Source organism: Agathobaculum desmolans ATCC 43058, from assembly GCF_000701665.1.
In the GTDB taxonomy this organism is placed as follows: Bacteria; Bacillota; Clostridia; order Oscillospirales; family Butyricicoccaceae; genus Agathobaculum; species Agathobaculum desmolans.
The window spans coordinates 1-14,219 of the sequence record NZ_JNJN01000019.1; the positions used below are offsets into that span (position 1 = coordinate 1).

A 14,219-nucleotide genomic window follows, 5' to 3' on the forward strand; every position below is an offset into this window, starting at 1 on the left:
GCTTGCCGCCTGTCTTACACAGACAACAAGCCCTTTCAGTAGCTTGAACAGTATTTATTTGAAAATATTGTCTAACTTTTTGGGGTCACTTCATTTACAGAGCTGCTCTTTTTCACTTAATACAAAGGCGTTGAATGTTTCAGCATTGTATCAATGACATCATAAATTCTGGAACGATCTTCTGGCTGCAAATTTTTCATTTTCTCTGCGAGTAATGAGTTTTTAACTTCATATCCGGTGTGGATCACATCACAGAGAAGCATATCCGCAGATACATCCAATACATTTGCGATTGCAATAAATGATTCAAGAGAAGGAACTTTTTCGCCTCGTTCTATCATTCCAATGTAGTTTGTACTCAGCCCTGTCTGCTCTGCCAGTTCTTCCTGCCGGAGCTTTCTCGCCAAGCGAAATTTGCGGATGTATTTCCCGATGGAATCAAGCTCCATTGTGACACCTCCTGTTAGTGTATTTTTGATACTAATAGTATAGGTATCTTGCTCCACACAATACACAAACTATACGTTTTATAAAATAACTATTAGTGTGGTTTGTATGGAGAAAAATGCTACTATACAGGCAGGAGGTGAATACTATGACGGTAACCTTTATCGGCCACAGTGATTGCTATAGTGTAAAATATCAAGAACTTGAGAATGTAATTCGCCGCTTGATTGAAGATGGCGCCACAGAATTTCTCTCTGGAGGTATGGGAAGCTTTGATTGGATGGCGGCCAGAGCAGTTTACACCCTCAAGAAGGAGTATCCGCATATCCAGAACAATCTGGTGATTCCATACCTCACATTCAATATTCAAGAGAAGAAATACTTTGATAACATTATCTATCCAGAAGACTTTGAAAAATACCATTTCAAAGCAGCAATCCCTGCCAGAAATCGTTATATGGTCGATCATGCCCAGATTGCTGTCTGTTATGTGACCCATGATTGGGGTGGTGCTGCCAAAACTTATACACGAGCTATCAAAAAAAGGTTAGAAGTCATCAATTTGGGTGTAAAATCTATTTCTTTATAAAACTTGAATATGTCTAAGAGTTTTTTATTTTCTTACTCTATTACACCAAATTAGAAAAATAGAAATCATTGCACAGAGGATATCTACATAACATTCCAAATGAAATTTCTCTATTTTAACTTCACTATCAAAAATTCGTAGATTAAAAATGCTATCTAAGACTGGAAAGGAAAATATGGAAAATAGAGTACAGACGTTCGACCAGTGAAAGAATGTTGTCAAAGGGTTGAGATAGGATAGATTTGTTTACAGATTTATGATATAGTTTTATAAAATCGTGCACCAAATCAATGCAAGTGCAATGGATACATCCTTGAAACGAGAGGTGTTCTATGGAGGAAAGCAAGGATTGACGGAACACCAATTTCCCGTTTTTGATAATAACCTGCACAACAATTTTTATCTCCGGTCAAAATAAAACCAACAAACATAAGGAGGTCTGTTTATGATTCAGCGATTCAAACATATTGAAGGCGTATATATTGAGAAAATAGAAGGACAGGACAGACTGGCATTTTCCCTTTCTGATACGACTGATTTTTATGATCTGATCGAATGGGCCGAACAGGGGGGATACCAGGGTTCTGTTATTTCGTTCTATGATTTCAGCAATGGAAATGTATATACACCGTTTACGAAACAAAAAAATGTAGTTTATAGTAAGCCTCGCTATTTGAATGGCTTCTACTACTTCCTACAAGGGAATTATGATGCACAGAAGATCGTACTGTATCGCTATTTCCCGGAGGATCTGCTGGAAGCGGTCACGGAACTCGGCTTGGAGGAAGTAAACCTGTATAATCTGAATATTATTGGAACAGACATTCACATCATCAGTCAGGATGATACCTTCCAGTGCTATTACCCTGAAAAATTCTCATTTCCATTGGGTCAACATGAATCCGTTGTATTGATCGAGGATGGAAAAGTCTATTGTGAGGTCTGGATTGAAGAAGGCTGGGACGATGAAAAGCACTGTGCAACAGAGCATTATAAATATTACGATAAGATTGTCATCAGAGATTATCATGGAACGATTCTTTCGGAAGAAGTGGGTTCCTTATGTCAAGGGACAGATGGAGTATGGTGGATTTCATAAAGAGGCTTTTATTTCTTGCTTTACTTGCACATGAGAACGATCCGTTCTTGCACTGTCTATTCTTATAAACTTGCCATCTGCAAATAGTTTTTGATTTTTCTTTGCAGGAACTGAAGAATATATGGATGGAGCAAATAAAAAGACCGCTGACCTTCACACATTGGGGTGAAGATCAGCGGTCTTTTGGGAAGTATTTGATTGTTGGGACTGTCCTACCAATCGTAGTCCGTTATTCATTAAAAGAGCAAACGAAAAATCATAGGGACTAATAAAACCATAACTGCTCCTGCTGCAAATACAAGTATGACTTTCTTAAAATCTTTCTTTTGCCGTTCAGTCATATTTTCATACCACTCCATAAATAACACCTCTTTCAAATCCGGTTTATTGCATTATTCACATCAAATCCCCTAATTTCGTCTATAACTGCCCTTGATGTATGTCTAACGCCTACTTCATTTTATTCATTCTTTTTCCTTTGAATGGTGCTACGAACAAAATGACCATGATAAGAATATAAACACCAAAAAGGATATAGGAAATTGTATTGCTCCAAGGCAAACTGCTCTCAGGATGATTCAGTGCGTACAAAACAAAACCAATGGCTACTACTAACATAATGCTGGCACAGATTCTTGAAGTTTTCTTCATTGTGAACTACTCCTTCCTGAAATATTATCTGTTGAATTTGCTTTGGATATAGCTAAGAGTTAAGCAGCTTTTTCTTTGTGTGGTATGATACTTGATATATGTTGTATTTTACCATAAAACTTCTCGAATAAAGTTAAAAATTTATTAATTTATGCTTTTATATCAGTCTCTTAAATCCCTAAATTTCGTCTATTTACAAAACCGCCAGCATACGCATACGCATTGGTGTAATCTAATAACGCCTGCGTCATTAAAACAAAATCCGTTTGCGAGTACGACTGATTATGTGGTAAAGAAATGCTCATATCTTTTGAGGTATTTTGAGAAAGTGACACAAGCAGATCAAACATATCTTCCTTGCCATTCCAAAGGGCACAGGTTCCAGCCTTTCTGCCCACACAGTCCATACATGCTGCCAATCCTGTTTTTTTATTTTCAGTTACTTCATCATCCCGCTCACACTTGCATTTTTTCACTTCCTCATCATCACATGAGGTATCAGATGAATTTTGTGCCGCAACTTCTTGTGTCAGAATGCTTTGATTGACAATAGCACTGTCTAACATAGCAGAAAAGCTCGAAGTGGGTACTTTGCCTGCAATTAACGCATTGCTTGCCCGCACCTGATTCAAGTAAATAGAGGAAAGATGCGGCTCTGAAATTATCATGTTATCATCTCCTTATATTTAGGCTATTTTATGCTTTCATATCAATTCCTTGCTGGTATTCATCAAGGATGCTGGTATCGAAAGGTTTACCCGGTTCCCATCCGGGAACACGAGATTTAATAAAGTCAAAGATTCTGCGAACCTCTCTTTGATGAACCTTCTCTAATGTCCATCCAGCGTTGATGCGATCTTTTGCTGGGATTTGTTTATCATAAGATTTGATTAAATCGGACACAGGATCACGATTTGGATCAGACATTCCGTAACCCCGTTTGATTTCCTCCAGCGTAATATCTTTCATCTTTTGCTCCACATTTTTATCAACAGGGATGATTTTATAATCGGACTCTTTCATTCCTGTAATGTCTAATCCTTCTGGACAATATGGATTGACATAACCCGGAGGCGGGGTAGAGCCGTTGGGCAGCTTGGGTTCGGTACTTTGACGCTCATACCGCTGTCTGTTTGCCATCATTCTTGCAATATCATTGATTGTCATCGTTCTTCCTCCTTGCGGTAAGCTATTGAATGAAACCTATGCTTTCATATCAATTCCCTGCTTGTATTCATCAAGGATGCTGGTATCAAAAGGTTTACCCGGTTCCCATCCAGAAACACGGGATCTTACAAAGTCATTCAATCTGTTGGCTTCTGCACGATGGATTTTGTCAAGTGTTCTTGCTGCATGGATTCTATCTCCCTTTGGGATCTGCGGGTAATATGACTTGATTGCTTCTGCCATTTCGCCGCTGCCTTCACCCGTCATTCCATAATAATTTTTCATCTGGTTAAATGCAATATCTTTCATTTTCTGTTCCATCTCTTTGGATACAGGGATTGTCTTAAAGTCTGATGCCTTCATCCCTGTAATATCCATCCCGTCCTCATAGTATTTGTGACCAGCAGGAGGGGTGTTGCTGTGGTTGGCGAACTGCTCTAACCCACGATGCTGATACCGATCTCTACTTGCCATCATTCTTGCAATGTCATTGATTGTCATCGTTCTTCCTCCTTATATAAATTTATGGAAACGGAAACATTGTCTTTTAATTATATATCGACATATTTTCAAAAAAATAAAGGACATCGGATAACAGTACAGAAAAATTGGAGAAAATATATGTCAAAATAGACGAAAATATGTGGGTTGCACATGAAATTACTTAAGTTTTCCAAAAATCAGGCGATAATATAATAAAAGAATATATACCTATTTATAAATTCACAAATAAAAGAAAGGACGGATCTAATCTATGCAAATCAACGGTTTTCCAAATCCTGCTATGCTGGGTGCATACCGAACAGGTGCAAAAACAGCCAGTGCAGCCAAAAAGACTTCTCAGACCCATGGCATGAGTTTTGACCTGATGGTGCGAAACGAGCAGCCGAACAAAGCCGAGCAGACAGACAAGACTGCCACTGCCGCCCCTCTGACTCCAGAGGAGGAAATGGCAGCCTTCAAGCAAGAAATCTATGAGGAGCTGGCTGAAATCGACAAAATGAACTCCTCTGCGGTTCTGTCCAACTCTGTGCATATCACAGAGGGGGGCTTTAAACGAATGAAAGAAGATCCTGCCTACCGCAAGGAAATCATGGATTGGCTTCGTGCGGATGCAAGGGCTTCTCATGGACTGCCATATAGTACACATTCAACAACAGTAATCAATGAAGTTGAAGCAAGAACTCGTGTAGTGAGTGATGACCTCTACCGCAAAGACCCTGCAACAAAAACAATGTTTGACCAAAAAGCGAAGGATTCTTTCTTCCATTCCAGCCGTTCTGACCGTGCCGACCGTGACTACGCTGACCGCAAAGCTGTACAGCGTAAGAGGGACAGCGAGTATGTGGCAAGTGAACGCATGAAGCGGGAGCTTATGCAGAAGATGCTGCTGGATAAGAGCATCGCTCAACAGGAACAGCATCAAGCAATCAACCAGCAGGCTTTCCAGCAGCAGTATCTTGAAAACTATATGCTGGGTATGCAGCCGCCTAAGAGCTGGAATATTTAAGAGGTATTATATAAACAATACCTCGGTTCATAGATCTCCAGCAAGCCATTCCAACACACATTGAATACTACTGTCTTTTCACAAGACAACGAAGCAGGAAATCAGAAATGGTTTCCTGCTTTTTTATATACCCCAACACACTTAGGTGGTAGCCGACCAAAACAGCATTAGTGTGTTTTCTGTTCTCTGTTCGACATAAGAGATCGTCTACAGATACCTCTTATTAAATTTTGATATAAAGATTAAAAAATGAATTGACAAGTAAACTGTGCATTGCTATAATGTGATTACCAAGTAAACTATGCAAAGCCTGAAAGGAGGCTATAATAATGAATAAAGAAGAAATCTTGGCTAAGGCAAAACAGGAAGGAATCCTTGGAGTTGATGATGGTTCAAAACATATGAAAGATTATGGGCGTTTGGTTGGTAAATTGTTGTTCTTTGCTGTATTTATCATTGTTGCACTCTTATCTATTGCAACGAAGCATGAGATTGATTATGGTGTTCAAGCTATGTTTCTTGCCTATATTTCAGGAGAAGCATATGCTCAGTGGAAATTCAAAAAAAGCAAAGCATTCCTTTTTCTATCAATAGTAGGTGTTATAACTACAATTTTCACTTTAATTTATGTTGCCTGTACTATGTTTGGTGTGACACCATGAACAACGAATTAGTACTTAAAAATCACTTGAAGGAAACTCGCAATGAAAAGAAAATGTCACAGACAGAGTTGGCAGATTTAGTAGGTGTATCAAGAAATACTATCAGTTCTATTGAAACAGGACAATTTAATCCTACAGCAAAGTTGGCATTGATTTTGTGCATAGCTCTTGATAAGAAATTTGAAGAATTATTTTACTTTGATTAACCAAATATACCTATCAACTTACAAAACCACCAAGCAGGAAATCAGAAATGGTTTCCTGCTTTTTTATAACCCAACACACTTAGAAAGTGTAGCAGTTGTATGCTATATTATAAACAGATCGAGTCACTGCTGCTGCTATCTCTAAAAATGTTTTGAAAAACTTGTGACGCAACAGAAATTTTTCGGTGTATATAGGTGAAAGGAATTAGCACCAGAGGAAAGGAGAACACGCATGGACGATAAACAGATTATTGATCTATATTGGGATCGCTCTGAATCTGCCATATCAGAAACTGCGAATAAGTATAGCAAATATTGCAATAGTATTGCTTTCAATATTCTGCATAATAACGAGGATTCGGAGGAATGTGTCAATGATACATATATGAGAGCATGGGCGGCAATCCCTCCTCAGTGCCCCAATCGCTTATCAACATTTTTAGGAAAAATCACACGCAACCTTGCCCTAAACAGATATGATCAATACTCCGCCGCAAAACGAGGCTATGGGCAAATGCCGTTAGCTCTTGAAGAATTACAAGATTGTATCCCTTCCGCTAACAGCGTTGAACAGACCATAGAGGATGCAGCATTAGTAGAAGTTATCAATCGCTTCCTTGCAGATTTGCCAGCAGATACACGAAAAATTTTCATGCGTCGATACTGGTATTTAAGTCCCATTAAAGAGATTGCAGATGATTACAATTTTAGCGAGAGCAAAGTAAAAATGATACTGCTGCGATCAAGAAATAAACTAAAACAAATTTTAGAGAAGGAGGATATTGCACTATGAAAAAAGAAAAGAGAATCATGAATGTCATTGGTCAAGTAGATGAAAAGTACATTGAAGAAGCTGCACCTAAAAAAGAGGCAAAGAAAAAACTTATTGGGTTCAAGTGGACGAAAATAGCTGCTTGTGCCTGCTTGCTGCTTGTTTTGCCGCTAACCGCATTCGTCGTTGATATTATTCAATATGGAGAAGATTTGCTAAAAGCTGTGACACCGATTTCTGGAGATGTAGCTCCTATGGTCTATGTAAATGATAAGCTTTATCAGATTGTTGATGATCCAACCGACCTTACAGATAGCAATTTGATTTTTTTAGGGGAAATTGAAAGCAGGGTTCCTTCATCACAGGAGCCGAAAGAAAATTTCCAAACAAATGATGACATTGTGGGAGCCGAGGTATACCAATATAATCGTGATATTGTAGTTCTATTTAACGGCAAGTATTATCTATATCTATACAAGAATCGAGAAAATACTTCAAATGAAACTGTTGAATTTGATGGACAGCTATTCAGCAAATCTGACTTGTCCGAAGAAACTCTTGAATGGCTCAAATGGTATAATTCGTTATCACCAGAGGAGCAACTTGCCGTTAGCTCAATCCCCGCCGACTTAAACACCTATGATGGCTCAGGAACATCAGAGGCAGATGCAAATAGCTCTAATTGATACAGATCGGAGACGGTCGAAACAGCTTCACTTTATATTTGCTGTAGAGAGTCTTTTGTTCTTTCTCTGAATTAAATTATCTTAGAGTGTTCCCTTCTGGGGGGACCATGTTGAACCCAGGCTCGGTCCAGCAAAAAGGCGCAGTCATCCCTTGGCGGGATGACTGCGTTTTTTCGGCTCACCGTACTGTATAGAGGTTGGATGTATTACTGCCATTCTCACGATGGCGAGCGACCTTTTGCAGATAGCCACTCTTCTCCAGATCTGCCAGCGCCCGCTTGACCGTAGAGCGGGACAGATGCAGCTCTTTGGCAATGGTCTTGATACCGGGCCAGCACTCCCCTTTCTTATTGGAGCGATCCCGGAGATACATATAGACTGCCCTCGCTCTGGAGGGCAGTTCCGTATCTGCATATATGGTTCCGAAATAACTCATAGATATTCCTTCCTTATGTCCGGATCTGCGGCTTATGACCTTCGTGCTTGTCATGCAAGGATTGCGCTTGTGCAAGTCCACCACGGTTGGAAACCGCATAGCCAGTGCTTTCTTCATCTTGTGCCGCTTTTTGTCTGGGCAGGTTGGCTTCCAGCGCCTTCCTATCCGCATAGGCTACCGTGCGGTTGGCTCGTTCCGGCACAGCATAAGGTCATCCGTCTCAAAGTCGATGGCTGCATCCAGTTCATCGGGCAGCTGGCTTTCATAGGAAACCAGATTCACGTGCGCTGTATCCATTCCGGCACGACACAGCATACGCTCCAGCCGCGTCTCCGGCATCGGGAGCAGCAGCTCCAATTCCTGTCCTGCATTCGATGACAAGGTGACCTCTAAAACAGGGGGCTTGTAGGCATAGAGCGGGAAGTTCCGGCCATCGTAGAACTGTTCCATCTTCAGTGCGTTTTCATAGAGGACACCATAAGGGGTCACTTTCCCTTCCTGATTGCACAGCAGGTTCAGACTTTCCTGTCTGCCATCCACTCGGTTGTATTCCTCGACACTTGCAGAGCCGCCGTGGATGGTGAGATAGTGCTGTTTTCCAGCAGCGTCCAAGTCGGCAAAATTACCGACCACAGTGACCTGCTGACAGTTGAAGGTCAGATTGATCAACTCCAGAACATTGCTGACTCCCTTGGCGTAGGCCAGAGCCTGAAACTGCTCCATTTCATAATAATCAAAGCTATCCAGTCGCTGAATCAGAAAATCCAGCTCATCCAGATTGACCAAGGTCTGCTCCAGCCTGTGGAGGATAGGCGGAACGCCAATCAAACGATCCACCTGACAATCTCGCTCTACATAGTCACCGATTTCCAGCGGCTCTAAGAGTTCCAGCACATGGTCATATTCCTCATCCGGGATGGGAAACGGAATGGTTGCTACTCCGTATTCCGAATGCTTGGGATTGCTCAATTCTGCCTGCATGGTTTTCATTGCATCACTCCTTTGCTTATTTTACAAAATCACATCCCCAAAGCTGGCCAGAAGCAGAGCGCCTGTAATCAGTTGGAACGCCTCATCTGTAACCAGTTCCGGGGATGTGAGATCGCCAGTAGTAATGTTTCGCCCGCCATCTGCAATGGCCTTGGCTGCCTGATAAACTGAATACTGCTCTGTGGTCAGATTTCTCAGCTTTACATGGTCGAAATCAAAACCTTTACCATCCATGTGCCAAATGACCTTTTCCCAGACGGCATCGTAGGCGGTAAGCAGATAGAGGGCCGCTTTGTTTTCTTTAGACATCCGATAAAAGCGGTCGTGCCACCGCTGCCAACGCTGACGGTGGGGTTCGTTCCGGAAGAAACAAAGTTCGTGATCCAGCAGGAACACATCCAGCCGTTTCAGCAGGCTGGGATATCTGCGATACATTGTCCATGCCAAATCGTCCAGAGAAAGTTTTCCGCTGGTGATCCGGTCATTGAGGTAAGTGCATTGCGTCAGGCGGCATGGCTGCTTTCGGTTGCGTTTATTGCACAGCCTGCAATCCGTGACTGTGTTTTCTTTTCTGTGATCAAAGCCGGGGACGAGCATCATCTCTCTTTCCAGCTCCCAAAGGGGTGTGCCTCTGAAGAAACATTGCGACATGATAAAAAACTCCTTTACTTGATAATAAAAAAGGCCGGAGTCTTATTTCTAAAACTCCGGCCTTAAACCATTTTCTATTCCATTGTCATTTCCTTCGATTTTAGGTGGCGCCCTTTTTTAATTGTTCTGATTTTTAAGCTCCACCGTTGTTTTCGTGATTTCGAATTTCTGCATTTTTAGGGGGGATTTCACTGTCTTAGGGGTAGCGCCCTTTTTGAAATGTGGGGAAAATGAAAAAGGGCGCCAGTCTGATGATCTGTTCACGACCAACAAATTGACGCCCTAAAGATTGTCTATTTTATTTTGAGAAAAAGTAGCGCCCTTTTTGAAAAACTCAGCTTCAAAAAGGGCGCCACCTGCGTTTATGCTCCCAAACTCCGAAATATGCGAGTTCAAACCCCTCCAGTTGGTGGAAAAGGCTCGTTGGCATCTTTGGAAACAGAGCTTATTTTTTGGCATAAAAAAAGCCGAAACACCTTGATTCTCTAAGGCTTTACGCCTTGGCATCAAAAGTGTTTCGGTTTTCTGGTGCGGATGGGGGGACTTGAACCCCCACGTCCTTGCGAACACTAGCACCTGAAGCTAGCGCGTCTGCCATTCCGCCACATCCGCATATTTGTTTGTCTCGCACTTGAGAAGGTGGTGCGAGTGACGGGACTTGAACCCGTACGTCGATTGACACACGCCCCTCAAACGTGCCTGTCTACCAGTTCCAGCACACTCGCATTTCCTTTGGTATCGAGTCGCTTCACTGTCAGCGACAATATGTATTATATCGGATGAGGGGCATAATGTCAACATCTTTTTTCATTTTTTTTATTTTTTTTCAAAAGCCGAAAAAATGTCCTTGGAAGGGATTTCTGATGCCCGCCATGCGATGAGCTGTGCGGCAATCGAAACGGCGATCTCCTCTGGTGTTTCTGCTCCAATCGCAAGGCCGATCGGGGTAATGATGCGGGAGGATGCCTGCGGAAAGCCCTCTTCCTTCAAACGGGCGAACAGCGCATCACGCTTGCGGCGGCTGCCCATCAATCCGATATAAGACGCAGGGGTGCGCAGAGCAAACCGGATCGCATGGGTATCGCCCTCATGTCCGCGGGTCATGATGCAGAGCGCGTCACTGTCCGTGGGCGCCAGCGGGCCGGTCAATACCTGATCCAACTGTTCGTATGATGTGGTGACCGTATGCTCTGCATGAGGAAAGCGGTCGGGGGAGCAGAATGCTGTCCGGTCGTCTACCACCAGACAGCGGAAGTCCAGCCGGTGCAGCAGCTCAGCCAGCGCACATGAAACATGACCGCCGCCGAACAGATAAACGCGCTCGGACTGCCGCAGCGGGAGCAACAGGCATTCCTGCCCGCAGAGGAAGGCAAGGACAGGGCGATCCGGCAGTACGGAATCCTGCCGGCAAAAGGGGGCGCCGCCGTGCAGCGGCAGCGCAAGGCAGGCATCCGTGCCGCTGTGGTGAAGCTGCAGCAGCTGCGTGAGCGGTAAAGGATCGGTCAGCGGCGTGAACAGCACATCGGCAGTGCCGCCGCAGACCATGCCGAGACTGCCCGCCTGCCGGTTATCCAGAACGAACTGTTCGCACCGGGGGACTGCGGGTGCGGCGGCAGCAAGCTGCAGGCAGCGATGCTCCAGCAGACCGCCGCCGATTGTGCCGCACAGCAGGCCATTATGATCTGCCAGCATGCATGCGCCGATCTTTCGTGGGGTGGAGCCGCTGGACCGCACGATCGAAATCAGAACAGGAGTTCGGCCGCTGTGCAGGGTTTCCAGTGCGGCGGTGAGCAGTTGTTCGATCATAAGGAAACCTCCTTGGGGTCGTTTGTGAGCAAAAGGATGTCCTGCGGATCGATGCCGAGCGCTTCGGGCAGCGGGTGGGGCAGGCGGTCGCGGGGAACGCGCCACCACAGCGGCGGCGCGTGGGGATCCTGCCCGGCAGAGCGGAACAGCAGGATGGTTTCAAATGGTTCCTCGACCCGTTCGACCCAGTGCACGGGAAAACGGTTATGCGGCTGTGACGGGTCAAAGGCGTGGGCATGCAGACCGACGGCACAAAGCGTATCCGGGACAGGTCGGGAGGTGGTCAGACATAATCCCAATGACGGCAGACGGACTGTGTGCGGTGCGGCTTTGACTGCACAGAAAATGTTTTTGCAGCCGGTCAGCCGGGCGGCACTTTCCGTGCGGGGGTCGGAGAACACCGCGCGGGTATCGCCGCAGCGCGTGATGCAGCCGTGCTCCATTACGCACAAACGGCTGCACAGGCGGTAGGCTTCGTCACGGCTGTGCGTGACCAGAAGTGCCTGCCGTCCATAGCTGCGCAGCAGGGAAAGGAGCTGCGGCTGCAGCCGGTCGCGCAGATGGCTGTCCAGTGCGGAGAACGGCTCGTCGAGCAGCAGCAGGCGGGGTTCGGCGGCGAGCATGCGTGCCAGTGCGGCGCGCTGTGCCTGCCCGCCCGAAAGCTGCGCCGGGCGGTGGTCTTCCAGACCGGACAGCGCAAGCGTTTGGCACAGCGCATGCAGGCGGCGCTCCCGCTCGGCCTTGTCCCGAAAGCGGCGCAGACCGCACAGAATATTCTGCCGCACGGTCATGTGCGGGAACAGCGCGTACTGCTGAAACAGCAGGCCGACACCGCGCTGCTGCGGCGGCAGGTCGATGCCGCGTGCGCTGTCAAACAACGGCTGACCGTCCAGAATGATCCGCCCCGCATCCGGCCGCAGAACCCCGGCAATGCATTGCAGCGTCATGCTTTTGCCGCAGCCGGAAGCGCCGAGCAGACCGGTCACTGCATCTTCGGTATCAAAATGTACATTCAGTGCAAAACTGCCCACCTGTTTGCGGATATGCACGGAAAGGCTCATGTCCTGCCCTCCTGCTTCTGGCGGCGCTCCAGCAGGTTAACGGTCAGCAGCACCGCTGCCGAGATCGCCAGATTGACCAGCACCCAAAGCATGGCCTGCCCGTCCTCTCCGATGCGCCAGAGTTGATATACCGTGGTAGAAATGGTTGCGGTTCGGCCGGGGGTGTAGCCGATCAGCATACTGGTTGCGCCGTATTCCCCCAGTGCCCGCGCGAAGGCGAGCACCACACCGGCAAAAATCCCCTGCCGGCAGGCAGGCATCCGGATGCGCCAGAAAATATAAGTGTTGGAAAGCCCCAGCGTCTGTCCGGCCTGTGCAAGCGTGCGGTCAAAGCTTTCAAATGCGCCGCGCGCAGTGCGGTACAGCAGGGGAAAGGAAACGATGAAAGCGGCTGCGATCCCGCCGTACCAGTGCATGACAAGGGGAAAACCGAGCTGCTCCAGCATTTCGCCAAGCGGTTTGCGGCTGCCGAACAGCAGCAGCAGAAAGTAGCCCACCACCGTGGGGGGCAGGACAAGCGGCAGGGTAAGCGCCACATCCAGCACGCCCTTGACCAACCGCGGCAGGCGCGCCGCATAGTAGGCGGCGGCAATGCCGGTAAAAAATACAAGTACACTGCTTACTGCGGCGATGCGCAGCGAATTCCATAATGGAAACCAGTCCATCGTGTCACCTCTGGTATGGGCGGCTTATTCTGCGCGGGAAAAGCCGACCGCTTCAAATTCTGCCGCTGCAGCTTCCCCGGTAAGATACGTGAGAAAGGCCTGTGCGGCTTCCGGCTGCGCGGAAGAAGATGTGACCGCCGCGGGATAGATGACCTGTCCGCACATGGCGGGTGTAGCCTGATCTATGACCGTCAGGTTGGCGCTGAACGCATCTGTGGCGTAGATGATGCCGGCGTCTACGCTGCCCTCCCGCACCTGTGTGGTGACTTCCTTGACGTTGGTGCCATAGGTCAGGCAGCCGGAGGCGGCAAGCGCGGCCTCATCCAGCGTAAAATAACGCAGGATTTTTTGCGTATACTGGCCGACCGGCACATCGCTGTTGCCCATTGCGAGCAGGATATCGCCCTGACGCAGACGGTTCGCCAAGGCATCTAAGCTGTCCAGCCCGGCGGGGTTGCCATCCGGGACGGCAAGCACGACCTTGTTTTCCAGCAGATCGGTGCGGCTGTTCGGATCGATCAGACTGGCATCTGCAAGGGCGTTCATCTGCTTTTGCCCGGCGGAGAAAAACAGGTCGCACACTGCGCCCTGTTCGATCTGCGTTTGCAGCGTGCCGGAGGAGTCAAAATTGAAGCGCAGTGTTACCTCCGGTGCGGCGGAGCGGTAATTTTCTGCAATCTGTGTGAGGGCTTCGGTCAAACTGGCGGCGGCAAACACGGTCAGTTCGGTCTGTGCTGCCGTGTGGCCGGCAGTGGGGGCGCCACAGGCGGTCAGATTAAGCAGAACCGCAGCCAATAGGATACAAAATGTTTTTTTCATCA

Annotated in this window: 21 protein-coding genes and 2 tRNA genes; 7 read left to right on the forward strand and 16 right to left on the reverse strand. The window is 46.5% G+C overall.

Annotated features, from left to right (window positions below):
* Positions 1 to 116: 116 nt before the first annotated feature.
* The gene (locus T363_RS0106250; RefSeq protein ID WP_031474288.1) at positions 117 to 449 is read right to left on the reverse strand and encodes a helix-turn-helix domain-containing protein; all 333 of its coding nucleotides are present in this window, start codon (positions 447 to 449) and stop codon (positions 117 to 119) included.
* 146 nt (positions 450 to 595) lie between these two features.
* Here T363_RS0106250 and T363_RS0106255 point away from each other — a divergent pair, with 146 nt between their 5' ends.
* On the forward strand, positions 596 to 1,036 hold the full coding sequence (locus T363_RS0106255; RefSeq protein WP_031474290.1) for an SLOG family protein: 441 nt from the start codon (positions 596 to 598) through the stop codon (positions 1,034 to 1,036).
* Positions 1,037 to 1,481: 445 nt separating this feature from the next.
* On the forward strand, positions 1,482 to 2,135 hold the full coding sequence (locus T363_RS0106260) for a hypothetical protein (RefSeq protein WP_031474292.1): 654 nt from the start codon (positions 1,482 to 1,484) through the stop codon (positions 2,133 to 2,135).
* 236 nt (positions 2,136 to 2,371) lie between these two features.
* Here T363_RS0106260 and T363_RS16710 read toward each other — a convergent pair whose 3' ends face one another.
* The 5 genes from T363_RS16710 to T363_RS0106285 all read right to left on the reverse strand — a co-directional run bounded on the left by T363_RS16710 (position 2,372) and on the right by T363_RS0106285 (position 4,454).
* On the reverse strand, positions 2,372 to 2,494 hold the full coding sequence (locus tag T363_RS16710; protein WP_278246996.1) for a hypothetical protein: 123 nt from the start codon (positions 2,492 to 2,494) through the stop codon (positions 2,372 to 2,374).
* Between the two features lie 91 nt (positions 2,495 to 2,585).
* Positions 2,586 to 2,786 carry a hypothetical protein gene (locus T363_RS0106270; RefSeq protein ID WP_031474294.1) on the reverse strand — a complete coding sequence of 67 codons (201 nt, stop codon included), beginning with the start codon at positions 2,784 to 2,786 and terminating at the stop codon, positions 2,586 to 2,588.
* A gap of 170 nt (positions 2,787 to 2,956) precedes the next feature.
* Complete coding sequence (locus tag T363_RS0106275) at positions 2,957 to 3,454, reverse strand: hypothetical protein (protein WP_031474296.1); 498 nt, start codon at positions 3,452 to 3,454, stop codon at positions 2,957 to 2,959.
* 28 nt (positions 3,455 to 3,482) lie between these two features.
* A complete protein-coding gene (locus T363_RS0106280) occupies positions 3,483 to 3,953 on the reverse strand; it encodes a DUF3879 family protein (RefSeq protein ID WP_031474298.1) in 471 nt (156 codons plus the stop codon).
* A 36-nt stretch (positions 3,954 to 3,989) separates the two neighbouring features.
* Complete coding sequence (locus tag T363_RS0106285; protein WP_031474300.1) at positions 3,990 to 4,454, reverse strand: DUF3879 family protein; 465 nt, start codon at positions 4,452 to 4,454, stop codon at positions 3,990 to 3,992.
* Positions 4,455 to 4,707: 253 nt separating this feature from the next.
* Between T363_RS0106285 and T363_RS0106290 the strand changes: the two genes are divergently transcribed.
* The 5 genes from T363_RS0106290 to T363_RS0106310 all read left to right on the forward strand — a co-directional run bounded on the left by T363_RS0106290 (position 4,708) and on the right by T363_RS0106310 (position 7,789).
* Positions 4,708 to 5,463, forward strand: a complete 756-nt coding sequence (locus T363_RS0106290; RefSeq protein ID WP_031474302.1) for a hypothetical protein — start codon at positions 4,708 to 4,710, stop codon at positions 5,461 to 5,463.
* Positions 5,464 to 5,792: 329 nt separating this feature from the next.
* Entirely contained in the window at positions 5,793 to 6,125 is a 333-nt protein-coding gene (locus T363_RS0106295) for a DUF6442 family protein (protein ID WP_031474304.1), read from the forward strand.
* The gene (locus tag T363_RS15520) at positions 6,122 to 6,331 is read left to right on the forward strand and encodes a helix-turn-helix transcriptional regulator (RefSeq protein WP_031474306.1); all 210 of its coding nucleotides are present in this window, start codon (positions 6,122 to 6,124) and stop codon (positions 6,329 to 6,331) included. The genes T363_RS0106295 and T363_RS15520 overlap by 4 nt, the downstream gene beginning before the upstream one ends.
* A 232-nt stretch (positions 6,332 to 6,563) precedes the next feature.
* Positions 6,564 to 7,124 (forward strand): RNA polymerase sigma factor, encoded by a 561-nt coding sequence (locus tag T363_RS0106305; protein WP_031474308.1) that lies wholly within the window; start codon positions 6,564 to 6,566, stop codon positions 7,122 to 7,124.
* Complete coding sequence (locus T363_RS0106310) at positions 7,121 to 7,789, forward strand: hypothetical protein (protein WP_031474310.1); 669 nt, start codon at positions 7,121 to 7,123, stop codon at positions 7,787 to 7,789. The genes T363_RS0106305 and T363_RS0106310 overlap by 4 nt, the downstream gene beginning before the upstream one ends.
* A gap of 178 nt (positions 7,790 to 7,967) precedes the next feature.
* On the opposite strand, the gene T363_RS0106315 is transcribed toward T363_RS0106310, so the two are convergent.
* The 10 genes from T363_RS0106315 to modA form a co-directional block, all read right to left on the reverse strand.
* Positions 7,968 to 8,225, reverse strand: coding sequence for a helix-turn-helix domain-containing protein (locus T363_RS0106315; RefSeq protein ID WP_031474312.1), 258 nt, complete (start codon positions 8,223 to 8,225; stop codon positions 7,968 to 7,970).
* Between the two features lie 13 nt (positions 8,226 to 8,238).
* The gene (locus T363_RS0106320; protein ID WP_031474314.1) at positions 8,239 to 8,427 is read right to left on the reverse strand and encodes a hypothetical protein; all 189 of its coding nucleotides are present in this window, start codon (positions 8,425 to 8,427) and stop codon (positions 8,239 to 8,241) included.
* Entirely contained in the window at positions 8,400 to 9,215 is an 816-nt protein-coding gene (locus T363_RS0106325) for a hypothetical protein (protein WP_051643136.1), read from the reverse strand. Before T363_RS0106325 ends, T363_RS0106320 begins: the two co-directional genes overlap by 28 nt.
* Before the next feature lie 21 nt (positions 9,216 to 9,236).
* Positions 9,237 to 9,866 (reverse strand): hypothetical protein, encoded by a 630-nt coding sequence (locus tag T363_RS0106330; RefSeq protein WP_154658757.1) that lies wholly within the window; start codon positions 9,864 to 9,866, stop codon positions 9,237 to 9,239.
* 526 nt (positions 9,867 to 10,392) lie between these two features.
* Positions 10,393 to 10,478, reverse strand: a tRNA-Leu gene (locus tag T363_RS0106335).
* A 28-nt stretch (positions 10,479 to 10,506) separates the two neighbouring features.
* Positions 10,507 to 10,591 (reverse strand) — tRNA-Leu (locus tag T363_RS0106340).
* A 91-nt stretch (positions 10,592 to 10,682) separates the two neighbouring features.
* Positions 10,683 to 11,672, reverse strand: coding sequence for an XdhC family protein (locus T363_RS0106345; protein ID WP_051643137.1), 990 nt, complete (start codon positions 11,670 to 11,672; stop codon positions 10,683 to 10,685).
* Entirely contained in the window at positions 11,669 to 12,733 is a 1,065-nt protein-coding gene (locus tag T363_RS0106350; protein ID WP_031474322.1) for a sulfate/molybdate ABC transporter ATP-binding protein, read from the reverse strand. Before T363_RS0106350 ends, T363_RS0106345 begins: the two co-directional genes overlap by 4 nt.
* Positions 12,730 to 13,398 carry a molybdate ABC transporter permease subunit gene (modB, locus tag T363_RS0106355; RefSeq protein WP_031474324.1) on the reverse strand — a complete coding sequence of 223 codons (669 nt, stop codon included), beginning with the start codon at positions 13,396 to 13,398 and terminating at the stop codon, positions 12,730 to 12,732. Before modB ends, T363_RS0106350 begins: the two co-directional genes overlap by 4 nt.
* Before the next feature lie 24 nt (positions 13,399 to 13,422).
* Complete coding sequence (gene modA / locus T363_RS0106360; protein WP_031474326.1) at positions 13,423 to 14,217, reverse strand: molybdate ABC transporter substrate-binding protein; 795 nt, start codon at positions 14,215 to 14,217, stop codon at positions 13,423 to 13,425.
* Between the last annotated feature and the right edge of the window lie 2 nt (positions 14,218 to 14,219).